This window comes from Streptomyces sp. LUP47B, assembly GCF_001746295.1.
In the GTDB taxonomy this organism is placed as follows: Bacteria; Actinomycetota; Actinomycetes; order Streptomycetales; family Streptomycetaceae; genus Streptomyces.
In genome coordinates this window covers 14,390-37,517 of sequence record NZ_MJAH01000005.1, presented here as the reverse complement: position 1 = coordinate 37,517, position 23,128 = coordinate 14,390, and the positions used below count along the sequence as shown (strand labels likewise).

The following is a 23,128-nucleotide window of genomic DNA, read 5'->3' as shown; positions in this document are numbered from 1 at the left end:
AAGCTGAGGAGCGGCGATGTCCCCCATCGAGATCGAACCCGGACGCCTGTTTGTGGGCGGCCAGTGGCGTGAGGCCGCCGACGGCGCACGCACCGAGGTGCTCGACCCGTCCCGGGGCGCGGTCGTCACCACCGTCGCCGAGGCCGGCGCCGCCGACGTGGACGCGGCCGTCCGCTCCGCCCGGGAGGCCTTCGACGGCGGCGCCTGGTCCGGCCTCAGTGGTCGCGAGCGGGGCCGGATCCTGCACCGGGTCGCCGAGCTGATCCGCGAGAACGCCGACGAACTCGCCCAACTGGAAAGCCTGGACGTCGGCAAGCCGATCTCGCTGTGCCATGCCGTGGACGTGACCAACGCGGCCAACGACTACGAGCACTTCGCGGCCCTCGCCCACTCCCTGGACGGCTCCGTCCGGAACACGCCCATGAACGCCCTCGCGTATACGAAACGCGAGCCGCTCGGCGTGGTCGCCGCGATCACCCCGTTCAACTTCCCGCTGATCCTCGCCGGTTCCAAGATCGGCCCCGCGCTCGCCGCCGGCAACACGGTCGTGCACAAGCCGGCCGACGAGACCCCGCTCAGCGCCCTCTACATGGCCGCGCTGCTCCAGCGGGCAGGCGTCCCCGACGGGGTCGTCAACGTGGTCACCGGCACCGGGCCGGTGGCCGGCGAGGCCCTGCTGCGCCACCGCGGGGTCGACAAGGTCGCCTTCACCGGCTCCACCGCGATCGGCCGGCACGTGGCGGCCACCGCGGGTGAGGCGCTCAAGCCCGTCACCATGGAACTCGGCGGCAACGCGGCCAACATCGTCTTCGAGGACGCCGACCTGGAGAAGGCGGTCGGCGCGATCATCAAGGCGTTCGTCTTCAACACCGGCCAGTTCTGCATGGGCGGCCCGCGCCTGCTCGTGGCCCGCTCGGTGCACAGCACCCTGCTGGGCATCCTCGCCGACGCCGTGCCCGGCGTGCCGGTCGGCGACCCGCGCGACCCCGGGACCGTCGTCGGTCCGATGGCGGGGGAGAAGCACCTGAAGAAGGTCGAGGAGTACGTCGACCTGGCCCGCAAGGAGGGCGGCCGGATCGTCTGCGGCGGTGAGCGCCTCGATCTGGACGGCGGCTTCTACTACAAGCCCACGGTGATCGCCGACCTCTCCAACGACTCCCGGGTCGTGCAGGAGGAGATCTTCGGACCGGTGCTGACCGTGCAGCCCTTCGACGACGAGGACGAGGCCGTCGCCCTCGCCAACTCCACGCCGTACGGCCTGGCCTCGGGCGTCCAGACCACGAACCTCGCCCGCGCGCACCGGGTCGCCGACCGGCTCCAGGCGGGCATCGTCTGGGTCAACGACTGGGCGATGCTCGACCCCGCGGTGCCCTTCGGCGGGGTCAAGGACTCCGGCTACGGCCGCGAGTACGGCCCCGAGGCGCTCGACGCCTACACCAGGGTCAAGTCCGTCGTCGTCTCGCTCGACTGAGCGCGCGCCCGAACACGCTTGAAGACACAGGGAGTTCGTACGATGCCCACCACCACCCGCGCCGCCGTCGTCGAGTCCGGCGGAGCACCCTTCACCCTCTCCGACGTCGAGCTCGACGAGCCCGGACCGCACGAGGCGCTCGTCCGCATGGTCGCCACCGGTCTGTGCCACACCGACCTCGGGGTGGCGAGCGGCGGACTGCCCTTCCCGCTGCCCGGCGTCCTCGGACACGAGGGCGCGGGAGTCGTCGAGGCCGTCGGACCGGCCGTCACCGGCGTCGCCCCCGGCGACCACGTCGTGCTGTCCTTCACCTCCTGCGGCGACTGCCGCAACTGCGACGGCGGCCACCCCGCCTACTGCGCCACCTGGCTGCCGCTGAACCTCATCGGCGGCCGCCGGGCCGACGGCACGAGCACCATCAGCCGGGACGGCGAGCCGCTCGGCGGGCACTTCTTCGGCCAGTCCTCGTTCGCCGAGCGCGCCCTGGTCGACGAGCGCAGCCTCGTCAAGGTCGACCAGGACGTGCCGCTGGAGTCCATCGCCCCGCTCGGCTGCGGAGTGCAGACCGGCGTCGGTGCCGTATGGAACGTCCTGAAGCCGGTCACCGGATCCACGATCGTCGTGCTCGGCGCCGGAGCGGTCGGCCTCTCCGCCGTCATGGCCGCCGCCCTCAGCCCCGCCACGACGATCGTCGCCGTCGACCGGTTCGGCGAACGCCTCACCCTGGCAAGGGAGTTGGGCGCCACCCACACCGTCAACGCGGCCGAGGAGGACCTCGGCGAGGTGCTCGCCGCCCTCACCGGCGGTCAGGGCGCGGACGGCATCGTGGAGACCACGGGCAACGTCGACGTCCTGCGCCAGGGCGTCGACGCGCTCGGCGCCCGCGGCACGGTCGTCGTCGTGGGCGCCCCGCCGTTCGGCACCGAGGTCTCCCTCGACGTCAACGGGCTCCTCGGCGGCAAGCGGGTCGTCGGCCTCACCCTCGGCGACGCCGAGACCCAGAGCTTCATCCCCGCCCTGGTCCGTCTGGTGAAGGAGGGGCGCCTCCCGCTGCACCGCCTGATCAGCACCTATCCGTTCGCGGACATCGACCAGGCGGTGCGGGACATGCGCGCGGGCAAGGCGATCAAGCCCGTGCTGACGTTCTGACGGTTCAGTCGACCACCAGGACCAGCTTCCCCTTCGTACGGCCGGTGTCGCCCAGCGCATGTGCCTCGGCGGCATCGGCCAGCGGGAAGGTCCCCGCGATCGTGGGCCGCAGCTCGCCCTTCTCCACCAGCTCCGCGATCGCGTTCATCCCGGCGCGGTCGGCGTCCACGAGCATCCGCACGGCCCTGACGCCCAGCCGCTCGGCCTCCTCGCCGAACTCGTCCGAGCCGACCGGCAGGATCGACACCACGATCCCGCCCGGCCGCAGCACCCGCAGTGAACGCACGGACGTCTCGCCGCCCAGGGTGTCCAGTACGACGTCGACGTCCTTCACCGCCTCGATGAAGTCCGTGTCCCGGTAGTCGATCACCTCGTCGGCGCCCAGCTGGCGCAGGAAGTCGTGCTTGCCCGCGCTCGCGGTACCGATCACATGCGCGCCCCGCGCATTGGCGATCTGCACGGCCACATGGCCCACCCCGCCGGCCGCCGCGTGGATCAGCACCCGCTGCCCCGGCCGGAGTTCCGCGTTCTCGACCAGCGCCTGCCACGCGGTCAGCGACACCAGCGGCAGCGCGCCGGCCTGTGTGTGGTCGATCGACGACGGCTTGTGCGTGAGGGCCCGCACGGGCGCGATCACGTACTCGGCGTGCGAACCGTGGCCCCAGGGGTACGGCAGCATGCCGAACACCTCGTCACCGGGCTTGAAGGTGGCGACCCCGATGCCGACCGCCTCGACCACGCCGGAGACGTCCCAGCCGAGGACGAACGGCGGCTCGCCGAGGAAGCCGCCGGTGGCGCGGTGCTTCCAGTCGGTCGGGTTCAGGCCGGCCGCCCGCACCCGGACCAGTACCTGGTTGGGCCGCGGCTCGGGGCGCTCGACCTCGATCACCTCGAGGACCTCGGGACCGCCGAGGGCGCGCTGGCTGATGGCTCGCATGGTGTTCACAGTGCTCATGGTCGTCCAGCCTGCCCGGCTCCGCCCGTCCGGGAAATGGCATGATTGCCAAGCTTCGATAGGATCGTGCCATGCGACATGTGGAGCGGACCGAGCGGGTCGTGGTGCTGGCCCTGGACGGCGTGTACCCCTTCGAGCTGGGCATCCCCAGCCGGATCCTCGGCGCCGCCGACGGCCGGTACGAGGTGCTGACCTGTTCGGTCGACGGCCGACCGGTGCGCAGCAACGCCGACTTCACCATCGGCGTCGAGCACGGGCCCGAGATCCTGGCCACCGCCGACACCGTGGTGATCACCCCTGTCTCGCCGGAGCGGATGCCCGCCGAGCTCCCTGAGGAGGTGCGCGAGGCCCTCGCGTACGTCCGCCCCGACACCCGGATCGTCTCCATCTGCACCGGCGCCTTCATCCTCGCCGCGGCCGGTCTCCTGGACGGCCGGCGGGCGACCACCCACTGGCAGCTCGCCGGCCAGTTCCGGCGTATGTTCCCGCACATCGACCTCGACCCCGACGTGCTCTTCGTCGACGACGGCAGCATCCTCACCTCGGCCGGAGCCGCCTCCGGCGTGGACATCTGCCTGCACCTCGTCCGCAAGGACCACGGCAGCGAACTCGCCAACGCCGTGGCCCGCCGCTGTGTGGTCCCGCCGTTCCGGGACGGCGGCCAGGCCCAGTACATCGAGCAGCCGGTCCCGGAACAGGGCGCCGCGAGTACCGCCGGGACCCGCGCCTGGGCGCTGGAGCGCCTCGACGAGCCCCTGACCCTGGCCGACCTCGCCGCCCACGCCCGGATGAGCCTGCGCACCTTCGCCCGCCGCTTCAACGACGAGGTGGGCATGAGCCCCGGCCGCTGGCTCATCCAGCAGCGCGTCGCCCGGGCCCGGCACCTGCTGGAGTCCAGCGACCTGGCGGTCGACCAGATCGCCGGCCGCGTCGGTTTCGCCACCGGCGCGTCCCTGCGACAGCATCTGCACGCGGCGATCGGGGTGTCGCCGCAGGTGTACCGGCGGACGTTCCAGACGGCGGCGCGCTGAACGTTCCGGTGTCCCGCGGCGTCGAAGGAGCATGAGAGCGGGCGGAGCAAGGGGGGCCTGGGCGCGCATAGGGCTGACGGCGGTGCTGGTCATGGTGGTTGTGGGGTGTGACTCCGGGGACGACGTGGTCGTCGACGGTGCGGCGCCGAGCGCACCCTACGACGGGCCGCTGAACGTCCCCACCAGGGAACTGGGCGAGTACACCCCGCAGGCGCTGCGGCTCGCCTCCGGGGCCGCGGGCCGGGCCCTGGAGTGCGCTGGGGAGATCCACAACGGCAACGGCCCCGACGGCTGGAGCAGGGACGACGGCGGGGACAGCCCGGAGGAAGGGCTGAAGCTGTACTTCGACGTGTTCGACCCGGGCGACCCCCGAGCCGGCTACCGCGTCGAGCGCCGCGAGACGGACCGCGTGTTGTTTTCGTACGACGTCGACGGCCGGACCAAGGTGGCGGTCGTGGTCGCCAAGGACCAGCGGGGAAGGCCCGGTTGGGGCCCGGAGACCAGCGCGTCCTGCGACCCGTCCGAGCTCCCGGCCGACTGGACCGACTCCCACGGCTACGAGATCTGGACCGACCGCGCGGGCGAGCGCGTGCCCACCACCGAGGTGAGCAGCGGTCCCGGGGACGACCACTGCGGCCGGCGTGAGCTGCACTTCCTGGACCTCGAAGAACGGACGTACGCCCGCGACCCCGAGGGCCTGCTCGACCCCGGCATGCTCACCACGGCCTACGACGGTTCGGCCGACCTGCCGGCCGGCGCCCACGACACCGGATACCGATACGCGGACCGGCAGTTGTGGCTGACCGACGACCGACGCACGGCATACGTCCGCACAGCCGACGGCGTCGAGGCCTGGCCCCTGCTCAAGGAACATGTGGCCTGCAAGTGATCCGGTGTCACCGGCTCGCATGCAGCGCGACCAGCAACTGCCAGACCTGGTCGGCGATGTCGGCTGGGCCGGCGTCGAGCAGGCCGTGCAGCCAGTCGGCCAGTACGCCGGCGAAGGTGGCGGCGACCGCGGAGGCGACCAGGGGGGCGTCCGCCGCGCCCGCGAGCTCGCGCTCCCGCAGGCTGTAGGCCCTCAGGTCCCGGTGCAGGACCCTGCCGAGGGGGCCGCCGCCGCCCGGCGCGAGCAGGGACCGGTACAGAGCGGTGTGCGGGGTGAGCGAGCCGAAGAACTCCGCGAGCGCGGGCGGCGCGTGCACCGGGTCGGGCCGCCCGCGCCAGGCGTGCAGCGCCTCCACGGCGTCCCGTACGACGTCCGCGCAGGCGTCGACGGCGAGCGCCTCCAGGCCGTCGTAGTGCACGTAGAAGGTCGCCCGGCCGACCCCGGCCCGCCGCACCAGCGCGGCCACGCCGACCTCCTCCAGCGGCCGCTCGGCGCATTCCGCGAGCAGCGCCTCCCGCAGCCGCGCCCGGGTGCGGGCCGCCCGCGGGTCCTCGGGTGCGGCGCGGGTCACCGCGCCGCGAGCACGGCCGCCAGGGCGAGCGCGCCGGGCAGGGCCTGGGCGGCGAGGATCCGGACGTTGGCGGTGACGGCGCCGTACACACCCGCGACGATCACGCACACCAGGAAGAAGACCTGCACCCGGAACCCGGTCGGATCCCCGGCCACGAGCCCCCACACCAGTCCCGCCGCGAGGAAGCCGTTGTACAGCCCCTGGTTTGCGGCCATGGCGGCGGTGGCCCGGGCCATCTCAGGGTCGAAGCCGTGAAAGGACATCCCCGGCTTCTTCTGCCACAGGAACATCTCCATCACCAGGATGTACACGTGCAGCGCCGCCACCAGGGCAACCAGCACATCGGCCAGGATCTCCATCAGCTTCCCTACTTCTTGGACGTGTGTCCACTATAGCTGGACAACCGTTCAGGAAGTCCACCTGTCAGTGCCGACCGCCAGCGTGCGCGCCACGACCGACCAAGACCTGACCGTCCGCCGCGCCCGCCCCGACGACATCCCGGGACTGGTCGCCTCCAGCGCGGGCCTGTTCGCCGAGGACGCCGGAACCAGGGACGCGAGCGTCGACATCGACTGGCCGCGTGAGCACGGGGCCGCGTCCTGCACCGAGGCGCTGGCGGACCCGGCGCGATTCGTCCTGGTGGTGGATCACGACGGTGAGGTCGTCGGACATCTGACGGGATCCGTGACCGAACCGTCGGCCGTGCGGCCCGTGAAGTCGGCCGTGCTGAACGGCCTGTACGTCCGCCCGGCCCATCGGCGCGCGCGGGTCGGCGCCCGCTTGGTGGAGGAGTTCCTGGCCTGGGCCGGGGCGCAGGGGGCCGTGCAGGCGGAGGTCGCCGCCTATGCGGCCAACCCGGAGGCGATCCGTTTCTACGAGCGCCAGGGATTCGGGGCCCACGCCGTGACGCTGCGACACGTCCTAGGCCGAAAGGCGGAGGTGGAAGCCGGTTCGAACGGCCAGACTGATGCCGTCACTTGATGATCCAGCAGGAGGACGCCCGCCGATGGCCGCACAGCCCGCACGCACCACCAGGCAGCGTAAGCAGGACACCCTGAACCGACTGGAGCACGACCAGGACGTCTGGGTCGCCACGGCCCCGGCCGACGGCTCGGGTGTGCCGTATCTCGTCCCGCTCTCGTTCCTCTGGGACGGCTCCTCCATCCTCCTGGCCACCCCGGCCGGCAGCCCCACCGGGCGGAACCTCAAGGCGACCGGCAGAGTGCGCCTCGGCCTCGGGCCCACCCGGGACGTCGTGATGATCGAGGGCACCGTCGACACCGTCACCCAGGCCGAGCTGACCGGCGAGGAGGGGGACCGGTTCGCCAAACGAACCGGCTTCGACCCCCGTCGACTCGCCACGCCCTACCTGTACTTCAGGGTCCACCCGCAGCGGGTGCAGGCCTGGCGGGAGGCCGATGAGCTCACGGGGCGTGAGCTGATGCGGGACGGACAGTGGCTGGCCGCCGACTGAATCGGCCGTCCCGGGATATCCGCAAGGTACAAGGCCGCGGGGCGCCAACACCCCGTGGCCGAACCCTTCGGAGGAGACATGGCACTGGTGAAAGCGGGGGTCGTCGTGCTCGACTGTGCCGAGCCCGAGAAGCTCGCCGTGTTCTACAAGGAGCTGCTGGACGCCGAGGAGACGGATGCGACCGCCAACCGCGTGGAGATCAGGGGCGCGGACGGCTTCCGGCTCGGGTTCCGCCGCGACGTGAACGCTACGCCGCCGAGCTGGCCCCGTCCCGAGAACTCCCTCCAGGCCCACATCGACTTCGTGGTGGACGACCTGGACGCGACGGAGCGCAAGGTGGTGGAGCTCGGCGGGCGCCCCCTGGAGACGAAGGACGTGTCGGGGCCGTACGAGGAACGCGGCTACGCCGACCCCGCCGGCCACTCCTTCACCGTGCGCCTGGTCACACCGACCGCGCCCAAGCAGGGCTGAGTCAGTCCCGGCCGCCCTTCTCGTCGGTCGGCCAGACTCCGGTGGAGCGTTCGATGGCTGTGGCGCCCGCGCGGTCCACCGCGCTGCGGACCACGGCGAAGATGGCGCCCTGGACCGCCGCAGCCAGCAGGATTTCTCCCCAGCCGCGGTCACGGTCCAGGGCGTCGGGCGCGTCGTCCTCGTGCCGGATGGCCTTCCAGGTCTTCTGGAAGGCCAGTCCCGCCAGCGTTCCGCTCGTCCAGCCGAGTACGAAGCCGAGGGGCTTGTAGGCGAGGGGCAGCTTCTTCTTCTTTGCCACGTCAATCTCCTTGCTCAGTGGTGGGTCGGTGGTGCGCCGGGACCGCCTCGGCCGTCGGCACCGGCCCCGGCGGGGTCCCGTCGCCGAACGGACGGCCGCCGAGCTCCTCACGGTGATGCGGCGTCAGCCAGCCCGCCAGGTCGGGCCCGAGCGGCACGATGCCGGTCGGGTTGATGCCGGTGTGCACCTGGTAGTAGTGCCGTTTGATGTGGTCGAAGTCGACGGTGTCGCCGAATCCCGGCGTCTGGTAGAGGTCGCGGGCGTACGCCCACAGCACCTCGTTCTCCGCCAGCTTCCAGCGGTTGCACTTGAAGTGACCGTGGTAGACGGCGTCGAAACGCACCAGCGTGGTGAACAGCCGGATGTCCGCCTCGGTGAGGGTGTCCCCGACGAGATAACGCTGCCCGGCCAGGCGCGAGGTCAGCAGGTCGAGCCGGCGGAACACGCCCGCGCACGCCTCCTCGTACTCCTCCTGACCGGTGGCGAAACCCGCCCGGTACACACCGTTGTTGACGTCCTCGTACACCTCCGCCATCACCGTGTCGATCTCGTCGCGCAGCGCACGCGGATACAGGTCGGGCGCACCCTGACGGTGCAGGGCCGTCCACTCGGTGGCCAGGTCCAGGGTGAGCTGCTGGTAGTCGTTGGTGACGAGTTTCCCGCTGGGCACGTCCACGAGGGCGGGCACGCTCACCCCGCCCGGATAGTCGCTCTCCCGCCGGTCGTAGGCCTCGCTGAGGTAGCGGATGCCGAGCACCGGGTCGCGGTCGTCCGGGTCCAGGGTGAAACGCCAGCTGCGGTCGTCCTGGATCGGATCGGCGATCGCCATCGACAGCGCGTCCTCCAGTCCGAGCAGCCGTCGTGAGATCACCGCGCGGCTCGCCCAGGGACACGCACGGCTGACCACCAGCCGGTAGCGGCCGGCCTCCACCGGCCAGCCGTCCCGGCCGTCGGCGGTGACCCGGTCCGCGAAATGGCTCTTGGACCGCTTGAACGCCTTCTGGCCGTACGAGCTGTTGCCGTCGTCGGCGCTGCTCATGGTTCCTCCCGTCCTACGCATGTCCTGGTGGACGCGTTCCCCGTTTTCGGGAGTCGGCACGGTGTGAGTGCCGGGGAGCCGGGCAGTCGGCGAAGGTGAGCGGGACATCGAGGAACAACACAGCGGACCGGAAAACACGCGTCACCGTGCTGGTGGCCCTCGCGGCGAACCTGGTGATCGCGGTCGCCAAGGCCGTCGGCGGCCTGCTCGCGGGCTCGCCGGCGCTGCTGTCGGAGGCGGCGCACTCCGTCGCGGACAGCCTCAACGAGGTCTTCCTGCTGGCCGCCCTGCGCCGCAGCCGTCGCCCCGCCGACCGGCGGCATCCCTTCGGTTACGGAAAGGAGCGGTTCTTCTGGTCGCTGATCGCGGCCGTCGGGATCTTCGTGATGGGCGGCTGCTTCTCCGTCTTCCAGGGCATCGAGGCGCTTCGCAACGGCGCCGAGGAAAAGCTCAGCGGCTATGTGGCCGGCCTGATCGTGCTGGGTGTGGCCTTCATCGCCGAGGGGATCTCGCTCCTGCGGGCGCTGCACCAGGTGCACAAGCAGGGCGGGGCCGCCCAGGGCATGCGCGACCCCGCCCTGCGCACGGTCGTCGCCGAGGACGGCACGGCGGTGCTCGGCGTGAGCCTCGCCATGGCCGGCATGGCGCTGCACATGGTCACCGGGCAGGTCGTGTGGGAGGCGTCCGCCTCCCTGGCCATCGGTGTACTGCTGGTCTACGTGGCCTACCGGCTCGGACGCGAGGCCATGGGACAGCTGATCGGCGAGGCCGCGGACCCGGAGGCCAGTGCCCGCATCCGGGCCCTGCTGGACGCACAGCCCGAGATCGACAGCGTGGAAGCGCTGTTCACCATGAAGATGGGGCTGGACTCGCTCCTGGTGGCCGCCCGTGTGGACCTGATGCCGGGCCTGGACAGCGAACGCGTCGAGGAGGTCGCCGTACGCATCAAGCGGTCCGTCGCCCGGACCGTGCCCGAGGCGGACCAGATCTTCCTCGACGTGACCGACCGGCCGGCCGAGGAGGCACGAGAAAGCCCCGCCGCGACGGGGGAACGCGGCGGGGCCTGACGCACGGGTGCCCGGCCGAAACCGGTTCATGCGTCTTCGACGGAAGATTTTTCCCGAAGTCGCTCAGCCCTCTTCGGCGGGCTCCAGAACGAAGACGGGGATCACCCGGTCCGTCTTCTTCTGGTAGTCGGCGTACGGCGGGTACGCGGCGACGGCCCGCTCCCACCACTCGTCCTTCTCAGCGCCGGTGATCTCACGGGCCGTGAAGTCCCGCTTGACCGCGCCGTCCTGGAGCTCGACATGCGGGTCGGCCTTGACGTTGTGGTACCAGACCGGGTGCTTGGGCGCGCCGCCCAGCGAGGCGACCACCGCGTAACGCCCGTCGTGCTCGACACGCATCAGCGGGGTCTTGCGGATGCTGCCGCTCTTCGCGCCACGGGTGGTCAGCACGATGACCGGCAGCCCCGTGTCCATGAGCGTGTTCCCCTTGGTGCCGCCGGAGCTCTCGTACAGCTCCACCTGCTCACGCACCCACTGGGTCGGGCTGGGCTCGTACTCGCCCTCAAGAGGCATGGTTTCCCTCTCCTCGTCGTCTGGTAGGGGGGTCTCGTTCAGGACAGCAACACCGTCCTGAACCGTAATCATCCCCCCGTACGTCGATCTGCACCCGGAACCACCCGACGGCGTCGATCTCCGGCCAGATGGCCCCCGCCACCGATCTGGCCGAACTTGTCGTCGCCCTGTAGATGCCCCGAGCATCTAATGGAGATCTGCACGACGCACCCATCGTCTGCGAGGTCTTCCATGACGGAAACGGAACCTGTCGCCTTCCCCCAGGACCGGACCTGCCCCTACCACCCGCCCACCGGCTACGAACCCCTGCGCGCCGCCCGCCCGCTGTCCCGGGTCACCCTCTTCGACGGCCGTCAGGCCTGGCTGGTGACCGGACACGACACAGCCCGCACCCTGCTCGCCGACCCCCGGCTGTCCACCGACCGCACCCGCGACGACTTTCCCGCGCCCACGGCACGCTTCGCGGCGGTCCGGAACCGGAGGACCGCGCTGCTGGGCGTCGACGACCCGGAGCACCGAGTCCAGCGACGCATGATGGTCCCGAGTTTCACACTCCGGCGGGCCACCGAACTGCGTCCCCGCATCCAGCGGATCGTCGACGAACGTATCGACGCGATGATCGCCCAGGGACCGCCCGCCGAACTGGTGAACGCCTTCGCGCTGCCCGTCCCCTCGACCGTGATCTGTGCCCTGCTCGGCGTGCCCTACACCGACCACGACTTCTTCGAAGGGCAGTCCCGGCGGTTGCTGCGCGGTCCCGCAGCTGAGGACGTCATGGACGCCCGCGACCAACTTGAGGACTACTTCGACGAGTTGATCGACCACAAACAGAAACAGCCGGAACCGGGCGACGGCGTACTCGACGAACTCGTCCACCGGCAGCTGCGGGACGGGGAGCTGACCCGCGAGCAACTGATCGCGCTGGCGATCATCCTGCTGGTCGCCGGCCACGAGACGACCGCCAACATGATCTCGCTCGGCACCTACACCCTCCTCCAACACCCCGACCGACTGGCCGAGTTGCGCACCGACCCCGCGCTGATCCCGAACGCGGTCGAGGAACTGATGCGCATGCTGTCGATCGCCGACGGACTGCTGCGGATGGCCCTGGAGGACATCGAGGTGGCCGGGGCGACGATCCGGGCGGGCGAGGGAGTCGTCTTCTCGACCTCCGTCGTCAACCGCGACGAGGACGTCTACGCCGACCCGGACACCCTGGACTGGCACCGCCCCGCCCGCCACCACATCGCGTTCGGCTTCGGCATCCACCAGTGTCTGGGCCAGAACCTCGCCCGCGCCGAACTGGAGATCGCCCTTCGTACCCTCTTCGACCGGCTGCCCACCCTCCGCCTCGCCGCGCCCGCCGACGAGATCCCCTTCAAACCCGGCGACACGATCCAGGGGATGCTGGAACTCCCCGTGACCTGGTAAGAGGCCCGCCCATGCACATCGACATCGACAGGGACGCCTGTATCGGGGCGGGCCAGTGCGCGCTGGCCGCACCCGGCGTCTTCACCCAGGACGACGACGGCTTCAGCACGCTCCTGCCGGGCCGTGAGGACGGCGGCGGCGACCCCATGGCCCGGGAGGCCGCCCGGGCATGCCCCGTCACCGCCATCACCGTGTCGGAGACGGCAAGCTGATCCGTCGGCCAGGCGGGTCGAGCMCCCCCAACTCGACCCGCCGCAGCCGGGCAGGCTCGGCGACGACCTCGTACGCGGTGATCCGCCCGCCCTCGACCGTGACGGTGAGCGCGGACCGCAGCCGCCCGCGCGGCGCGACGACGAGGCCGACGTCCCCGTCGACCAGGGCGACGGCCGCGAACCGGGACCGCTCGCGCAGCGCCACGGTCCCCTCGGCCACCGCGTGGGCGCCCCGCAGCTCCACCGGTACCCCGGGCGGCAGCGCGGCCGGGTCCGCCCGACGCACCACGTCCGGGGCCAGGATGTGCAGCAGCCCGTCCAGGTCACCGCCGCGCGCGGCGGCCAGGAACGCCTCGACCAGCTGCCGGTGTCGGCCGAGCTCGGCCTCCGGGACGGCGGGCGTGCCCCGGACCTTCAGCCGGGCCCGGCTGGCGAGCTTCTTCGCGGCGGGCCGAGAGCGGTCCAGAATGCGGGCGATGTGCTCGAAGGGCACCCCGAACAGGTCGTGCAGCACGAACGCGACCCGCTCGGCCGGGCCCAGCCGGTCGAGCACCACCAGCAGGGCGAGCCCCACCGAATCGGCGAGCACGACCTCCTCCTCCGGGGACGCGGGCGAGCCGGTACCGGCCCGTTCCGGCACCTCCTGGCCGTACGGCTCCTCGCGCCGCGTCGCCCGCGAGCGCAGCATGTCCAGGCAGATCCGGGAGACTACGGTCGTCAGCCAGCCGGAGAGGTTGTCGATGCCGTCGCCGCCGTCCCTTTCCAGCCGCAGCCACGCCTCCTGCACGGCGTCCTCCGCCTCGTCGAGCGAGCCCAGCATGCGGTGCGCCAGCGCCCGCAGCCGCCCGCGGTCGGCCTGGAACCGCCGTGTCGGCCCGTCGTGCCCGTCCATCGGTCACCTTTCTCCGTCGTGTCCCGTCATCCCACTGACGTTTCCCAGAGCACCGAGGTGACCGACATGACCCTCCTGCACATCGACTCCAGCGCCGACACGGCCGAGGACTCCGTCAGCAGGCACCTGACCGGCCTGTTCGCCACGACATGGCGGGCCCGCAACAGCGCGGCCCCCTACCGTCACCGGGACCTGTGCGCCGACCCGGTCCCCGCGCTCGGCCCGGCCTACGCCACTCTCGGCCGCCGAGTGGAACGTGAGGGTTTCGTCCCGCCCGACAAGGTGCCGGCGCTCGTCGAGAACGCCGCCGAGGAACAGGAGTGGGCCCACACCCTGCCTCTGATCGACGAACTGCTCGCCGCGGACACGGTGTTGTTCGGCGTCCCGATGTACAACTTCTCGATCCCCGCGTCCCTGAAGGCCTGGATCGACCGCGTGACCTTCCCCGGCGCGTACGCCGATCCCGACACCGGCGAGAGCCTGCTGCGGGACACCCGTGTGGTCGTGGTCATGGCACGCGGCGGCGGATACGGCCCCGGGACGCCGCGGGAGTCGTACGACTTCCAAACGCCTTACCTCAAGGCCTACTTCGGCGAGCTCGGCGTACGGCACCTGCGTGTCGTGGCAGCCGAACTCACCCTGGCAGGTCTGCTGCCGCACCTGGCGGGTCTGAGGGATCTCGCGAAGGATTCCCTCACCCGGGCCCGCGAGCAGGTGACGGCACTCGCCGCCGCCTGACCTCAGCGCGGCTGCAGCAGCGTCCGGGCCGCCTCCCGGGCCTGTGTCGCGGGCCGTGTGCTCCGCGTGATGCCCGCCGTCACCATGGCACCCTCGGCGAGCAGGAAGAGCGGCCCGGCCAGCGCCGCGGGCCGTCCCGCGGCGGCCACGAGTGAGGCGAGATAGTCCGCGAACGCCCTCTTGTGCGCCCGGACCTGGGCCGCCACCCGGTCCGAGGTCGCGCCCAGCTCGCCGTACGAGTTGATCCACGCGCAGCCGCGGAAGCCCTCCTCGCCGAACCACTCCGCCAGCCAGTCGAAGACCGCGAGGATCCGTTCCTCAGGGGTCGAGCGGAGTTCCACGAACTCGGCCAGCCGGCCCCGCCACCGGCCGTCCCGCCGCTCCAGATAGGCCTCCACCAGCTGCTCCTTCGCCGGGAACAGCTGGTAGAGCCGTTTGAGGGAGACGCCGGACGCGCCCCGTATGTCGTCCATGCCGACGGACTGGATGCCCCGCCCGTAGAACAGCTCCTCGGCGGCGTCCAGCGCCCGCTCGCGGGCCACTGCGCTGTCCATGGACGACCACTCCTTGACGTGAGAACGAGCGTTCTCCTACGGTAGCAGGCAGCCTGGAGAACGCACGTTCTCCCCTGTCCCGGCCGCTTCGGCCACGGAGGATGACATGACCGACCGCCCACCCCTGCCGCCCTTCACCCGCGAGAGTGCCGCCCAGAAGGTGCAGGCCGCCGAGGACGCCTGGAACACCCGCGATCCACAGCGGGTGGCGCTCGCCTACTCCGAGGACTCCGTGTGGCGCAACCGCGGCACCTTCGTCACCGGGCGCGCCGAGATCGTCGAGTTCCTCACCGCGAAGTGGGCGCGCGAGCGGGAGTACGCGCTGCGCAAGGACCTGTGGGCCTACGACGGCAACCGCATCGCGGTCCGCTTCCAGTACGAGTGCCAGGACACCGAAGGGCAGTGGTGGCGGTCGTACGGCAACGAGCTGTGGGAGTTCGACGAGCACGGGCTGATGACCCGGCGCGAGGCGAGCATCAACGACGTGCCGATCGAGGAGAAGGAGCGCCGGATCCACGGGCCGCGCCCCGAGACCGAGCGGGGGCTGTCCTTCCCGCTTCAGTAGGGTTCCGGCGTGACCGGACAGGACGAGATACCGCCCTTCTTGTACGTCGTCGTGTGCGCCGCCGGCATCGCGGCGGACGTCGGCAAGCTGATCACCGCCGCGCGGGAGCGGGAGTGGCAGGTCGGCGTCATCGCCACGCCCACCGCCATGAACGGCTTCTTCGACACCGCGGCCGTCGCGGCGGCCACCGGCCGCCCGATCCGCTCCGCGTGGCGGCGGCCGGGGGACCCGCGGCCCTTCCCGGACCCGGACGCGGTCGTGGTGGCCCCGGCCACCTTCAACACGATCAACAAGTGGGCGGCCGGTATCGCCGACACCCTCGCGGTGGGCACGCTGTGCGAGGTGGCCGCCCGGGGCGTCCCGATCGGCGTCCTGCCCTGCGTCTCCGACGACCTCGCCGGTCACCCCGCCTACCAGGACAGCCTGATCCGGCTGCGGGGGATGGGGGTGCGCTTCGGACAGCCCTACCAGGGCGCCGGGGGAGATGAGTTCGGGTGGGAGCGGGCGCTGGATCTGGTCGAGCCGGGAAGATACTGAAGCGTGGAGTCGTACGCTCCCCTTCGGACCTCTCTCGAAGTCAGGAGCAGCAACGATGCAGTACGTGAAGCTCGGTTCGACGGGCCTGGACGTCTCGCGGATCTGTCTGGGCTGCATGTCCTACGGCCTGCCGGACCGCGGCGTGCACGAGTGGACCCTCGACGAGGAGGCGTCGCGGCCACTGATCCGGCAGGCCCTGGACGCGGGCATCAACTTCTTCGACACCGCGAACGTCTACTCCGACGGCACCAGTGAGGAGATCGTCGGCAAGGCCCTCACGGACTTCGCGAACCGCGACGAGATCGTGCTCGCGACCAAGGTGAACGGCCCCATGCGGTCCGGGCAGAACGCCGCCGGACTGTCCCGCAAGGCGATCATGACGGAGATCGACCACAGCCTGCGGCGGCTCGGCACCGACTACGTCGATCTCTACCAGATCCACCGTTTCGACCCGCACACCCCGGTCGAGGAGACGATGGAGGCGCTGCACGACCTGGTGAAGGCGGGCAAGGTGCGCTATCTCGGGGCCAGTTCGATGTACGCCTGGCAGTTCTCCAAGATGCAGTACACGGCCGAGCGGCACGGCTGGACCAAGTTCGTGGCCATGCAGAACCACTACAACCTCCTCTACCGCGAGGAGGAGCGCGAGATGCTGCCGCTCTGCGCCGACCAGGGCGTCAGCGCCCTGCCGTGGAGTCCGCTGGCCCGCGGCCGCCTGACCCGGGACTGGGGCACGGTCACCGACCGCAGCTCCACCGACAACTTCGGCAGCCGCCTCTACCAGGAGGGCGACCGCACCATCGTCGAGGCCGTCACCCGCATCGCCGGCGACCGGGGCGTCCCGCGCGCCCAGGTGGCCCTGGCCTGGCTCCTGGCCCAGGACACGGTGGCCGCCCCGATCGTGGGAGCGGGCAAGCCGCACCACATCGAGGACGCCGTGGCAGCGGTCGAACTGGAGCTCAGCGAGAAGGAGATCGAGGAGCTGGAGGGGCCGTACACGACCCGTCCGATCGTCGGCCACAGCTGACTAGTGCGGCCCGTGCGGCGCGAACTCCGTGCCGCACGGCCCCGCCCCCTCGCTCTCCGGCAACGGCACCCGGGCACCGCTCATCGACAACGTCCGGTAGTAGTGCCCGATCCGTTCGGTGGAGGCGCCCACGTAGTGCCCGATGAACGACCGGCGGAACCGGTCGGCCGTGCGGTTCGGCTGCGAGCCGTGCACCAGGCTCCCGTTGAAGAACAGAACATCCCCCGGCGCCATGTCGACGGGGACCGCGGCGAGTCCCGGTGGCGGTGCCACGTACTCCCGCGCGAACGAGACCTGCGAGTCCGCGAGTTCGGGGCAGAACAGATCCATCCGGTGCGTGCCCGGGACGACCTCGAGACCACCGTTGTCCCGGTCGATCACATCGCAGGCCACCCAGGCCGCGACACAGGTGCCCGGCTCGACCCGCAGATAGAAGTTGTCCTGGTGCAGCGCCTGCCCCCGCGCCCCCGGCGGCTTGAAGTAGAACATGCTCTGCGCGGCCAGCACCTCCTCCCCGAGCAGCGTTTCCAGCACCTCCCGCAGCCGGGCGTCCAACAGGACGCGCAGCGCGAGGTCGTTGATCTCGTGCGGCTGCATCACCCGCGGATACCTGCGCAGCGGATCCGTCGACTCGCTCGGCGCACTCGGCTCGAAATGCCCCGGCACCGGCCCTCCCGAGTGCAGCGCCGTGAACTCGCCGCACAGCCGGTCGATCTCGTCGCGTGCGAACAGCCCGCGAACGACCATGAAGCCGTCCTCCTGGAACTGCCCGACCCCTGTCTCGATGCCTGTGACTGTCATGCGTCCACTCCCCGGTGAGTTGTGTTCCACTCGTCACGCTAGGCCGCAGCCCGCCCGAGGAGGATGCCCGTGACCGCCGACGGATTGCCCGAGACTGCCACCCACGGCGATCCCGGTCCGCCACCGGGGCTCGTGGTCGTCGGCCGCTACGACGAGCGTCCCGGCTACTCCGTCCAGCGACCGCGGGGTGCCGACAGCTGGCTGCTCACCTGGACGGTGGGCGGCCGGGGCACCCTGCGCCAGGGACGGACCGAGACCGGGGCGGGCGCCGGGGACCTGGTGGTGCTCGCCCCCGGCACCCCGCACCGCTACGGCGTTCAACAGGGCGCCGACCACTGGGAGTTCTGGTGGGTGCACTGCGGAGCCAGACCGTCCTGGACCGCCTGGCTCGGGCCGCACGGCAGGGGCGACGGCCTGTACGTCGTCACCCCGGACTCCCCGAACTCCCCGCACTCCCCGGGCCCCGCGGACTCCGGGGCCGACGGCCCGCGCGCCCGCATCGAGGCGGCCTTCCACCGGATGCTCGCCGACGCCCGCTGGACCGGCACCGGCACTCCTCCCGAGACCGCCCCGCCCGCGTCCGCACCAACAGACGACCGGGTCGCCGTCGCCGTGGCCCACGGCACCACCGCCCGCGAACTCGCCCTGTGCGCGCTGGAGGAGGTCGTCCTGCTCACCACCGGCGCCGCGCGCGGGACCCGGGCCGGGACCGGCGTCGACCCCCGGGTGCAGTGCGCCCGGGAGCTGATCGCGGCCGATCCCGGCGCCCCGCACACGGTGCGGTCGCTCGCCGCCGAGGTGTCGCTGTCGCCCTCCCGGTTCGCCCACCTCTTCACCCGGCAGCTGGGCCGGTCACCGATGCGGGAGCTGCGCGAGGCACGCCTGAACCATGCCGCCCGACTGCTGGAGAGCACCGACCTGTCCGTGGAACGCGTCGCCGCCGCTTCCGGTTTCGCCAGCCCTTTCCACTTCAACCGGGTCTTCCGTGCCCGCTACGGGACTCCGCCCGGGGCCTACCGGACCACCGGGCCAATGGTTGGGACATGATCTCGCGGGGTGATCCGGACGCGGTGTGGAGTGGCGGTTCAATGGTTGGTGCGGAGGGGCTGCCGCGCCCGGTGAATCCCGTATCCCATCAAGATGGCTGAATAAAGCGGCAATCCCGAGCCGACGACCTTGACGAATCGTCAAACCTCCACAGCCCGAACGCTATGCACAAAACCGCGAGATCTCTTGTTACGCCTCGCTGACCTGTGCAAAGGTGTGCGTTGTCGGCGCACGGACAATACATTTTCCCCCTGTGCGCTCTCGACCCCTCCGTACGCCCTTCACGCTTCAAAAGAGCTGTCCCAGGCGGACGTACCCATTGGTATGGACTTTATGCAACGCAGCATGCCCTCGGGAGGAAATGCCGCCGTGAATGACGCTGGCCTGTCGCATTCCCCGTCTCCGGTTCGCCCGTACGACGTCACGGACGAGCAGCTGAGCGCCGAGCTCAAGAAGTGGAGCGGCACGACGCCGGCCCTGCAGCCCGTCGGTGAACTCCTCGACCGGCACTGGGAAGCCGCCTTCGCCTACGCGCGGCTGTGCACCGACGGTCCCCGCCCCGCGGGCATGCTCACCACGGCCGCGTTCACGCGTCTGTTCGGCGAATCCCTGCGCCACACGGGTCCGACCGCCGCCTGGCGGCCCCATCTGCTCGTCACCGTCCGCCGGATCGCGGCCGAGTGGGACACCGACGGCCGACGGGAGATGCTCCACCCCGCGCTGAGAACCGAGGCGGGCGGCGACAGAGCCGCGGCCCGCCTGTTGCCCCCCGCCGAGCGGCGTCTGCTGTCCGGTGCCTTCCAGCGGCTGCAGCAGTCCGCCCGCTGCCTGCTGTGGCACACCGAGGTCGAGGCCGAGCCGCTCGGCGTCCCCGCGGCCCTCCTCGGTCTGGACGAGGAGGACGCCGGCGTCGAACTCCGCCGGGCCCGCGAGCGGCTGCGCGAGGAGTGCCTCCAGGTCCACCGCGAACTCGCCCCCGAGCAGGAGTGCCGGCACTATCTGCGGCTGCTCGACGTGACGTACCGGCGCGGCGATGCCGAGCTCGACCCCGATCTGCGCGAGCACCTGCAGCGGTGCCGGCACTGCATGCACACCGCCGACCAGCTGTACCAGTTCAACGGGCAGCTCGGCCTCGCCCTCGCCGAAGCCGTGCTCGGCTGGGGCGCCGCCGCCTACGTGGAATCGCGGATGAGCGTCGACGACGCGGGAGCCGCAGAGGAGGCGCAGCGACACGCGCCGAGGGGACCGTTCGCGGGTGAGGCCTTCGGCGTTCCGATGCCGCCCTCCCCACCCCAGGGCCCCGCCCCCACGGGTCCGGCGCCCGCCGCCCCCGGCCCCCGCAGCCGTGCGCGCTCCGCCTCCCGCCGCTCCGCCCACAAGGCCGCCCGCCGTACCTCCCGCCGCAACCTCACCGCGGCCGTCCTGACGGTGAGCGGGCTGGTCGTCCTCCCCCTGGTCATGTGGTCCTCGTTCCACTCGGACGGCAGCGGCCCGGCCGACGCCGCCCCGTCCGAGGCGCCCGGCGCCGACACGGCCTCCTCGACCACCGACCCGTCCCGGGCCGGGGCGAGCGAGGCGCGCCAAGGAGACCTGCGCGGACGCCTGCACAACGTCGAGTCCGGACTGTGCGTCGGCGTCGTCGGCAAGAAGATCGCCCAGGGCGTCGAGACCGGGCTCGCCGAGTGCTCCGCGGCCGAGGGCCAGCAGTGGACGTACGAAACTGACGGACTGCTGCGCAGCGCCGCCGACCCGGATCTGTGCCTGGACTCCCACCTCGGCTTCTCGGTGCGGCTCGCGCCCTGCACGAGCGCCACCGCGCCCGACGCCAGGAACGTCCGCTACGACTTCACCCTCCAGGGCACCCTCGTACCGCGCTGGGACCAGGATCTGGCGCTGACCCCGGCCGCCACCGACGGGTCCGGCGCGCTGGTCCTGAAGAACCGCGACGACGGCCCCGCCCAGCGCTGGGTCTTCGACACCTCGAAGCCCGACCCCCAGATGCAGGCGGTCAACTGGGACGCGGACAGCAGCCCCACGCCGACCCCCAAGTCCGCCCCCGCGCCCTCCAGGACGCCCGCACCGACCCCGACGGCGTCCGCCGCACCGACGGCCACGCCGACACCGCCGAGCAACCCGTACCCCAGCGCCGACTGCTCCACCAACCCGTACTACTGCTACGGGGGCGGCCGGCCCGGGGGTCAGCCCGGCGGCGGCTACGGAGGTGGCTACGGGTACCCCGGCGGCTACGGAGGCGGTGGCTTCGGAGGCGGGCGCTGACCCCGCTCAGGCTCCGACGAGCTGCAGCGAACCCCACAGGGCCACCACCGCGGCGGCGAGCGCGGTCGGCACGGTCAGCAGGCCGAGCCGGGTGAACTCCCCGAGCTCCACCTCGTGCTCGTCGCGGTGCAGGATGCGCCGCCACAGCAGGGTGGCCAGGGACCCGGCGTAGGTGAGGTTCGGGCCGATGTTCACCCCGAGCAGCACCGCGAGGACCGCGCCGGGCCCGGCCGCGGTGGTGAGCGGCAGCAGCACCAGGACCGCGGGCAGGTTGTTGATCAGGTTCGCCAGTACGGCGGCCAGCGCGGCGATCCCGAGCAGGGCGACGATTCCCGTCCCGTCGGGCAGGACGTGGTGCAGGGCGTCGGCGAGTCCGTTGTCGACGACCGCGCGCACCACGACGCCGAGCGCGAGCACGAATGCCAGGAAGGCCGGTGCCGCCGCCCGCACCACCGTGACCGGGGTGGCCTTCCCGCGGACGAGAGCACGGCCCGCCAGTACCAGCGCGCCCGCGCAGGCGACCCAGGCTGGATCGACGCCGAACGCGGAGGCCACCACGAACCCGGCCAGCGTGCAGCCGACCGTGACCAGCGCGAACAGCGGCAGCTGGGGCTCCTCGGACGGTTCGGGGGAGTGGTCGACGACGGTGAGGTCGGTGTCGAAGAAGCGCCGGAAGACCGCGTACTCGACGGCGATCGCCGCCAGCCAGGGCAGCGCCATCAGCAGCGCGAACCGGGTGAAGCTCACCCCGCTCGCCTCGAAGGCCAGCAGGTTGGTGAGGTTCGACACCGGCAGCAGCAGCGAGGCCGTGTTCGACAGATGCGCGCACGCGTACACGTGCGGCTTCGCACGGGCTCCCATCCGGGAGGCGGTGACCAGCACGACCGGCGTCAGCAGCACCACGGTGGCGTCCAGGCTGAGCACCGCCGTGATCGCCGACGCCAGCCCGAACACACCGGTCAGCAGCCGCCCGGGCGAGCCCGCCGCCCGCCGGGCCAGCCAGGACCCGCAGGCCTGGAACAGCCCCTCCACGTCACAGAAGTGCGCGAGCACCAGTACCGCCGCAAGGAACCCGACCACCGGTCCCAGCCGCTCGGCCTCCGCCCAGGCGTGGTCCGGGGAGATCGCCCCGGTGAGGACCGCGAGCCCCGCCGCCGGGACCGCGACCACGGCCTCCGGCCATCCGAAGGGGCGCAGGACCGCCCACACGAGTACGGCGACGAGCAGTGCGACGGACAGGGCTTCGGCGAGCGGGGTGTTCAGGGGAGATCCTTCGGGACGCGAGCAGATCGTGCCCGGTCATGAAACCAGGCCGCGGTAAGAAGCCGGTCAGCGCCCCCGACCGCGATCCGCGCCCGCTCAGGCTCCGGTGCCGGGGCTGAAGGGGATCAGCCGCACCGACGACTCGTTGCCGGACACCGGGACCTCCCCGGACTTCCACGTCACCTTCAGCGGGTCCTCCTCGTCCGGCGGAGTCACCACAAGGGCGGCAGGGGTGGCCGTCCCCGCCCCGCTGACCTCCGGGTTCGCGAAGGACAGTCCGGCCCAGGCGCTCTGGCCCGGCGCGAGCCTCACGGTCTCGGGCTCGGTGGAGGAGCGCTTCGGGTCCGGTCCCAGCTGCTTGCCGGACGCGTCGACGAAGGCAGTGCCCGGATAGCCGTACAGGGTGCAGGTGCGGGTCGACTCGTTCGTCAGCACGACCGGGAAGTTCTCCTGCCCGGCGCCCGGGTTGTTGCGGCCGACGGAGGCGCGCAGTTCGGAGGTGTGACAGCGGGTTCCGCCGGCCGGGGACCGCGGTGCGGACGGGGTGAGGGAGTTGCTCACCGCGTCGGTCGGCACACCGCTCGGCGCGCTGCTGGTGCCGTCCGACGGTGCCGCGGTGTCGGTCGCGGACGCTGCCGTTGCGGACTCCGTGCGCGGCGCGTTCGCCGTGTCGTCGCCGCTGCCGCAGCCCGCCAGCAGACCGGCCATCACGAGCGGACCCGCGAGAAAAGCCGCCCGCCGCACACCCAGGGACCTGATCCTCATGTCTCCACACTCCCGGAGATTTCACGCACGCGCGCGTACGGCGCCTTGTGCCCCGTCATAAGGGTCCGATGCGGAACGGCCCGGAAAAGTT

At 71.7% G+C, this 23,128-nt stretch carries 27 protein-coding genes; 16 read left to right on the top strand and 11 right to left on the bottom strand.

Going from position 1 to position 23,128, the window contains the following annotated elements:
• The first annotated feature begins 16 nt into the window (after positions 1-16).
• Both BFN33_RS16330 and BFN33_RS16325 read left to right on the top strand, forming a co-directional pair.
• Positions 17-1,471 (top strand): aldehyde dehydrogenase, encoded by a 1,455-nt coding sequence (locus BFN33_RS16330; protein WP_069760788.1) that lies wholly within the window; start codon positions 17-19, stop codon positions 1,469-1,471.
• Between the two features lie 42 nt (positions 1,472-1,513).
• Positions 1,514-2,620 (top strand): NAD(P)-dependent alcohol dehydrogenase, encoded by a 1,107-nt coding sequence (locus BFN33_RS16325; protein WP_069760787.1) that lies wholly within the window; start codon positions 1,514-1,516, stop codon positions 2,618-2,620.
• A 4-nt stretch (positions 2,621-2,624) separates the two neighbouring features.
• Here the strand turns inward: BFN33_RS16325 and BFN33_RS16320 are convergent, their stop codons facing one another.
• Positions 2,625-3,575, bottom strand: coding sequence for an NADP-dependent oxidoreductase (locus BFN33_RS16320; RefSeq protein ID WP_069760786.1), 951 nt, complete (start codon positions 3,573-3,575; stop codon positions 2,625-2,627).
• Positions 3,576-3,646: 71 nt separating this feature from the next.
• Between BFN33_RS16320 and BFN33_RS16315 the strand changes: the two genes are divergently transcribed.
• Positions 3,647-4,606 carry a GlxA family transcriptional regulator gene (locus tag BFN33_RS16315; RefSeq protein ID WP_069760785.1) on the top strand — a complete coding sequence of 320 codons (960 nt, stop codon included), beginning with the start codon at positions 3,647-3,649 and terminating at the stop codon, positions 4,604-4,606.
• Between the two features lie 31 nt (positions 4,607-4,637).
• Complete coding sequence (locus BFN33_RS16310) at positions 4,638-5,495, top strand: hypothetical protein (protein WP_069760784.1); 858 nt, start codon at positions 4,638-4,640, stop codon at positions 5,493-5,495.
• Between the two features lie 7 nt (positions 5,496-5,502).
• Here BFN33_RS16310 and BFN33_RS16305 read toward each other — a convergent pair whose 3' ends face one another.
• Both BFN33_RS16305 and BFN33_RS16300 read right to left on the bottom strand, forming a co-directional pair.
• Positions 5,503-6,066: a TetR/AcrR family transcriptional regulator gene (locus BFN33_RS16305; RefSeq protein ID WP_069760783.1), complete on the bottom strand. Its 564-nt coding sequence runs from the start codon at positions 6,064-6,066 to the stop codon at positions 5,503-5,505.
• Positions 6,063-6,425 carry a DUF1304 domain-containing protein gene (locus tag BFN33_RS16300; protein WP_069760782.1) on the bottom strand — a complete coding sequence of 121 codons (363 nt, stop codon included), beginning with the start codon at positions 6,423-6,425 and terminating at the stop codon, positions 6,063-6,065. The genes BFN33_RS16305 and BFN33_RS16300 overlap by 4 nt, the downstream gene beginning before the upstream one ends.
• A gap of 67 nt (positions 6,426-6,492) precedes the next feature.
• Here BFN33_RS16300 and BFN33_RS16295 point away from each other — a divergent pair, with 67 nt between their 5' ends.
• From BFN33_RS16295 to BFN33_RS16285, 3 genes are all read left to right on the top strand, one after another.
• Positions 6,493-7,047 carry a GNAT family N-acetyltransferase gene (locus tag BFN33_RS16295; RefSeq protein WP_256122767.1) on the top strand — a complete coding sequence of 185 codons (555 nt, stop codon included), beginning with the start codon at positions 6,493-6,495 and terminating at the stop codon, positions 7,045-7,047.
• A gap of 25 nt (positions 7,048-7,072) precedes the next feature.
• A complete protein-coding gene (locus tag BFN33_RS16290) occupies positions 7,073-7,540 on the top strand; it encodes a pyridoxamine 5'-phosphate oxidase family protein (protein ID WP_069760781.1) in 468 nt (155 codons plus the stop codon).
• 78 nt (positions 7,541-7,618) lie between these two features.
• Positions 7,619-8,011: a VOC family protein gene (locus BFN33_RS16285; RefSeq protein ID WP_069760780.1), complete on the top strand. Its 393-nt coding sequence runs from the start codon at positions 7,619-7,621 to the stop codon at positions 8,009-8,011.
• A 1-nt stretch (position 8,012) separates the two neighbouring features.
• On the opposite strand, the gene BFN33_RS16280 is transcribed toward BFN33_RS16285, so the two are convergent.
• Together BFN33_RS16280 and BFN33_RS16275 are read right to left on the bottom strand one after the other, a co-directional pair.
• Entirely contained in the window at positions 8,013-8,309 is a 297-nt protein-coding gene (locus BFN33_RS16280; RefSeq protein ID WP_020117129.1) for a DUF4235 domain-containing protein, read from the bottom strand.
• A gap of 1 nt (position 8,310) precedes the next feature.
• Positions 8,311-9,348, bottom strand: coding sequence for a glutathione S-transferase family protein (locus BFN33_RS16275; RefSeq protein ID WP_069760779.1), 1,038 nt, complete (start codon positions 9,346-9,348; stop codon positions 8,311-8,313).
• Positions 9,349-9,443: 95 nt separating this feature from the next.
• Between BFN33_RS16275 and BFN33_RS16270 the strand changes: the two genes are divergently transcribed.
• Entirely contained in the window at positions 9,444-10,415 is a 972-nt protein-coding gene (locus BFN33_RS16270; protein WP_079140850.1) for a cation diffusion facilitator family transporter, read from the top strand.
• Between the two features lie 63 nt (positions 10,416-10,478).
• Here BFN33_RS16270 and BFN33_RS16265 read toward each other — a convergent pair whose 3' ends face one another.
• On the bottom strand, positions 10,479-10,928 hold the full coding sequence (locus BFN33_RS16265; protein WP_069760777.1) for a nitroreductase family deazaflavin-dependent oxidoreductase: 450 nt from the start codon (positions 10,926-10,928) through the stop codon (positions 10,479-10,481).
• A gap of 231 nt (positions 10,929-11,159) precedes the next feature.
• Between BFN33_RS16265 and BFN33_RS16260 the strand changes: the two genes are divergently transcribed.
• Both BFN33_RS16260 and BFN33_RS16255 read left to right on the top strand, forming a co-directional pair.
• Positions 11,160-12,359, top strand: a complete 1,200-nt coding sequence (locus BFN33_RS16260; protein WP_069760776.1) for a cytochrome P450 — start codon at positions 11,160-11,162, stop codon at positions 12,357-12,359.
• 11 nt (positions 12,360-12,370) lie between these two features.
• Positions 12,371-12,571: a ferredoxin gene (locus tag BFN33_RS16255; RefSeq protein WP_069760775.1), complete on the top strand. Its 201-nt coding sequence runs from the start codon at positions 12,371-12,373 to the stop codon at positions 12,569-12,571.
• Here BFN33_RS16255 and BFN33_RS16250 read toward each other — a convergent pair.
• Positions 12,546-13,463, bottom strand: a complete 918-nt coding sequence (locus BFN33_RS16250; RefSeq protein ID WP_069760774.1) for a sigma-70 family RNA polymerase sigma factor — start codon at positions 13,461-13,463, stop codon at positions 12,546-12,548. The two genes, BFN33_RS16255 and BFN33_RS16250, sit on opposite strands and share 26 nt — an antisense overlap.
• A gap of 66 nt (positions 13,464-13,529) precedes the next feature.
• On the opposite strand from BFN33_RS16250, the gene BFN33_RS16245 reads away from it, so the two are divergent.
• Positions 13,530-14,201, top strand: coding sequence for an FMN-dependent NADH-azoreductase (locus BFN33_RS16245; protein ID WP_069761119.1), 672 nt, complete (start codon positions 13,530-13,532; stop codon positions 14,199-14,201).
• 2 nt (positions 14,202-14,203) lie between these two features.
• On the opposite strand, the gene BFN33_RS16240 is transcribed toward BFN33_RS16245, so the two are convergent.
• Positions 14,204-14,755, bottom strand: a complete 552-nt coding sequence (locus tag BFN33_RS16240; RefSeq protein ID WP_069760773.1) for a TetR/AcrR family transcriptional regulator — start codon at positions 14,753-14,755, stop codon at positions 14,204-14,206.
• Positions 14,756-14,861: 106 nt separating this feature from the next.
• Between BFN33_RS16240 and BFN33_RS16235 the strand changes: the two genes are divergently transcribed.
• Genes BFN33_RS16235 through BFN33_RS16225 form a run of 3 tightly spaced genes read left to right on the top strand, consistent with a single transcriptional unit; the run spans position 14,862 to position 16,884 of the window.
• Positions 14,862-15,320 (top strand): nuclear transport factor 2 family protein, encoded by a 459-nt coding sequence (locus BFN33_RS16235; RefSeq protein WP_069760772.1) that lies wholly within the window; start codon positions 14,862-14,864, stop codon positions 15,318-15,320.
• Positions 15,321-15,329: 9 nt separating this feature from the next.
• The gene (locus BFN33_RS16230) at positions 15,330-15,857 is read left to right on the top strand and encodes a flavoprotein (RefSeq protein WP_069760771.1); all 528 of its coding nucleotides are present in this window, start codon (positions 15,330-15,332) and stop codon (positions 15,855-15,857) included.
• A gap of 55 nt (positions 15,858-15,912) precedes the next feature.
• Positions 15,913-16,884 carry an aldo/keto reductase gene (locus BFN33_RS16225; protein ID WP_069760770.1) on the top strand — a complete coding sequence of 324 codons (972 nt, stop codon included), beginning with the start codon at positions 15,913-15,915 and terminating at the stop codon, positions 16,882-16,884.
• On the opposite strand, the gene BFN33_RS16220 is transcribed toward BFN33_RS16225, so the two are convergent.
• The gene (locus BFN33_RS16220; protein ID WP_069760769.1) at positions 16,885-17,685 is read right to left on the bottom strand and encodes a phytanoyl-CoA dioxygenase family protein; all 801 of its coding nucleotides are present in this window, start codon (positions 17,683-17,685) and stop codon (positions 16,885-16,887) included.
• A 63-nt stretch (positions 17,686-17,748) separates the two neighbouring features.
• On the opposite strand from BFN33_RS16220, the gene BFN33_RS16215 reads away from it, so the two are divergent.
• Together BFN33_RS16215 and BFN33_RS16210 are read left to right on the top strand one after the other, a co-directional pair.
• Entirely contained in the window at positions 17,749-18,732 is a 984-nt protein-coding gene (locus BFN33_RS16215; RefSeq protein ID WP_069760768.1) for an AraC family transcriptional regulator, read from the top strand.
• A 369-nt stretch (positions 18,733-19,101) separates the two neighbouring features.
• Complete coding sequence (locus tag BFN33_RS16210) at positions 19,102-21,009, top strand: RICIN domain-containing protein (RefSeq protein WP_069760767.1); 1,908 nt, start codon at positions 19,102-19,104, stop codon at positions 21,007-21,009.
• 6 nt (positions 21,010-21,015) lie between these two features.
• On the opposite strand, the gene BFN33_RS16205 is transcribed toward BFN33_RS16210, so the two are convergent.
• Both BFN33_RS16205 and BFN33_RS16200 read right to left on the bottom strand, forming a co-directional pair.
• Positions 21,016-22,272, bottom strand: a complete 1,257-nt coding sequence (locus BFN33_RS16205; RefSeq protein ID WP_079140848.1) for an SLC13 family permease — start codon at positions 22,270-22,272, stop codon at positions 21,016-21,018.
• 96 nt (positions 22,273-22,368) lie between these two features.
• Complete coding sequence (locus tag BFN33_RS16200; RefSeq protein WP_069760765.1) at positions 22,369-23,037, bottom strand: DUF4232 domain-containing protein; 669 nt, start codon at positions 23,035-23,037, stop codon at positions 22,369-22,371.
• Between the last annotated feature and the right edge of the window lie 91 nt (positions 23,038-23,128).

What these genes read in the sequence shown, in the direction of transcription:
- BFN33_RS16330 (WP_069760788.1), top strand. Translation starts at nt 17, where the DNA reads ATGTCCCCCATCGAGATCGAACCCGGACGCCTGTTTGTGGGCGGCCAG.
- BFN33_RS16325 (WP_069760787.1), top strand. Translation starts at nt 1,514, where the DNA reads ATGCCCACCACCACCCGCGCCGCCGTCGTCGAGTCCGGCGGAGCACCC.
- BFN33_RS16320 (WP_069760786.1), bottom strand. Translation starts at nt 3,575, where the DNA reads ATGAGCACTGTGAACACCATGCGAGCCATCAGCCAGCGCGCCCTCGGC.
- BFN33_RS16315 (WP_069760785.1), top strand. Translation starts at nt 3,647, where the DNA reads ATGCGACATGTGGAGCGGACCGAGCGGGTCGTGGTGCTGGCCCTGGAC.
- BFN33_RS16310 (WP_069760784.1), top strand. Translation starts at nt 4,638, where the DNA reads ATGAGAGCGGGCGGAGCAAGGGGGGCCTGGGCGCGCATAGGGCTGACG.
- BFN33_RS16300 (WP_069760782.1), bottom strand. Translation starts at nt 6,425, where the DNA reads ATGGAGATCCTGGCCGATGTGCTGGTTGCCCTGGTGGCGGCGCTGCAC.
- BFN33_RS16290 (WP_069760781.1), top strand. Translation starts at nt 7,073, where the DNA reads ATGGCCGCACAGCCCGCACGCACCACCAGGCAGCGTAAGCAGGACACC.
- BFN33_RS16285 (WP_069760780.1), top strand. Translation starts at nt 7,619, where the DNA reads ATGGCACTGGTGAAAGCGGGGGTCGTCGTGCTCGACTGTGCCGAGCCC.
- BFN33_RS16275 (WP_069760779.1), bottom strand. Translation starts at nt 9,348, where the DNA reads ATGAGCAGCGCCGACGACGGCAACAGCTCGTACGGCCAGAAGGCGTTC.
- BFN33_RS16265 (WP_069760777.1), bottom strand. Translation starts at nt 10,928, where the DNA reads ATGCCTCTTGAGGGCGAGTACGAGCCCAGCCCGACCCAGTGGGTGCGT.
- BFN33_RS16260 (WP_069760776.1), top strand. Translation starts at nt 11,160, where the DNA reads ATGACGGAAACGGAACCTGTCGCCTTCCCCCAGGACCGGACCTGCCCC.
- BFN33_RS16255 (WP_069760775.1), top strand. Translation starts at nt 12,371, where the DNA reads ATGCACATCGACATCGACAGGGACGCCTGTATCGGGGCGGGCCAGTGC.
- BFN33_RS16245 (WP_069761119.1), top strand. Translation starts at nt 13,530, where the DNA reads ATGACCCTCCTGCACATCGACTCCAGCGCCGACACGGCCGAGGACTCC.
- BFN33_RS16240 (WP_069760773.1), bottom strand. Translation starts at nt 14,755, where the DNA reads ATGGACAGCGCAGTGGCCCGCGAGCGGGCGCTGGACGCCGCCGAGGAG.
- BFN33_RS16235 (WP_069760772.1), top strand. Translation starts at nt 14,862, where the DNA reads ATGACCGACCGCCCACCCCTGCCGCCCTTCACCCGCGAGAGTGCCGCC.
- BFN33_RS16225 (WP_069760770.1), top strand. Translation starts at nt 15,913, where the DNA reads ATGCAGTACGTGAAGCTCGGTTCGACGGGCCTGGACGTCTCGCGGATC.
- BFN33_RS16220 (WP_069760769.1), bottom strand. Translation starts at nt 17,685, where the DNA reads ATGACAGTCACAGGCATCGAGACAGGGGTCGGGCAGTTCCAGGAGGAC.
- BFN33_RS16215 (WP_069760768.1), top strand. Translation starts at nt 17,749, where the DNA reads ATGCCCGTGACCGCCGACGGATTGCCCGAGACTGCCACCCACGGCGAT.
- BFN33_RS16200 (WP_069760765.1), bottom strand. Translation starts at nt 23,037, where the DNA reads ATGAGGATCAGGTCCCTGGGTGTGCGGCGGGCGGCTTTTCTCGCGGGT.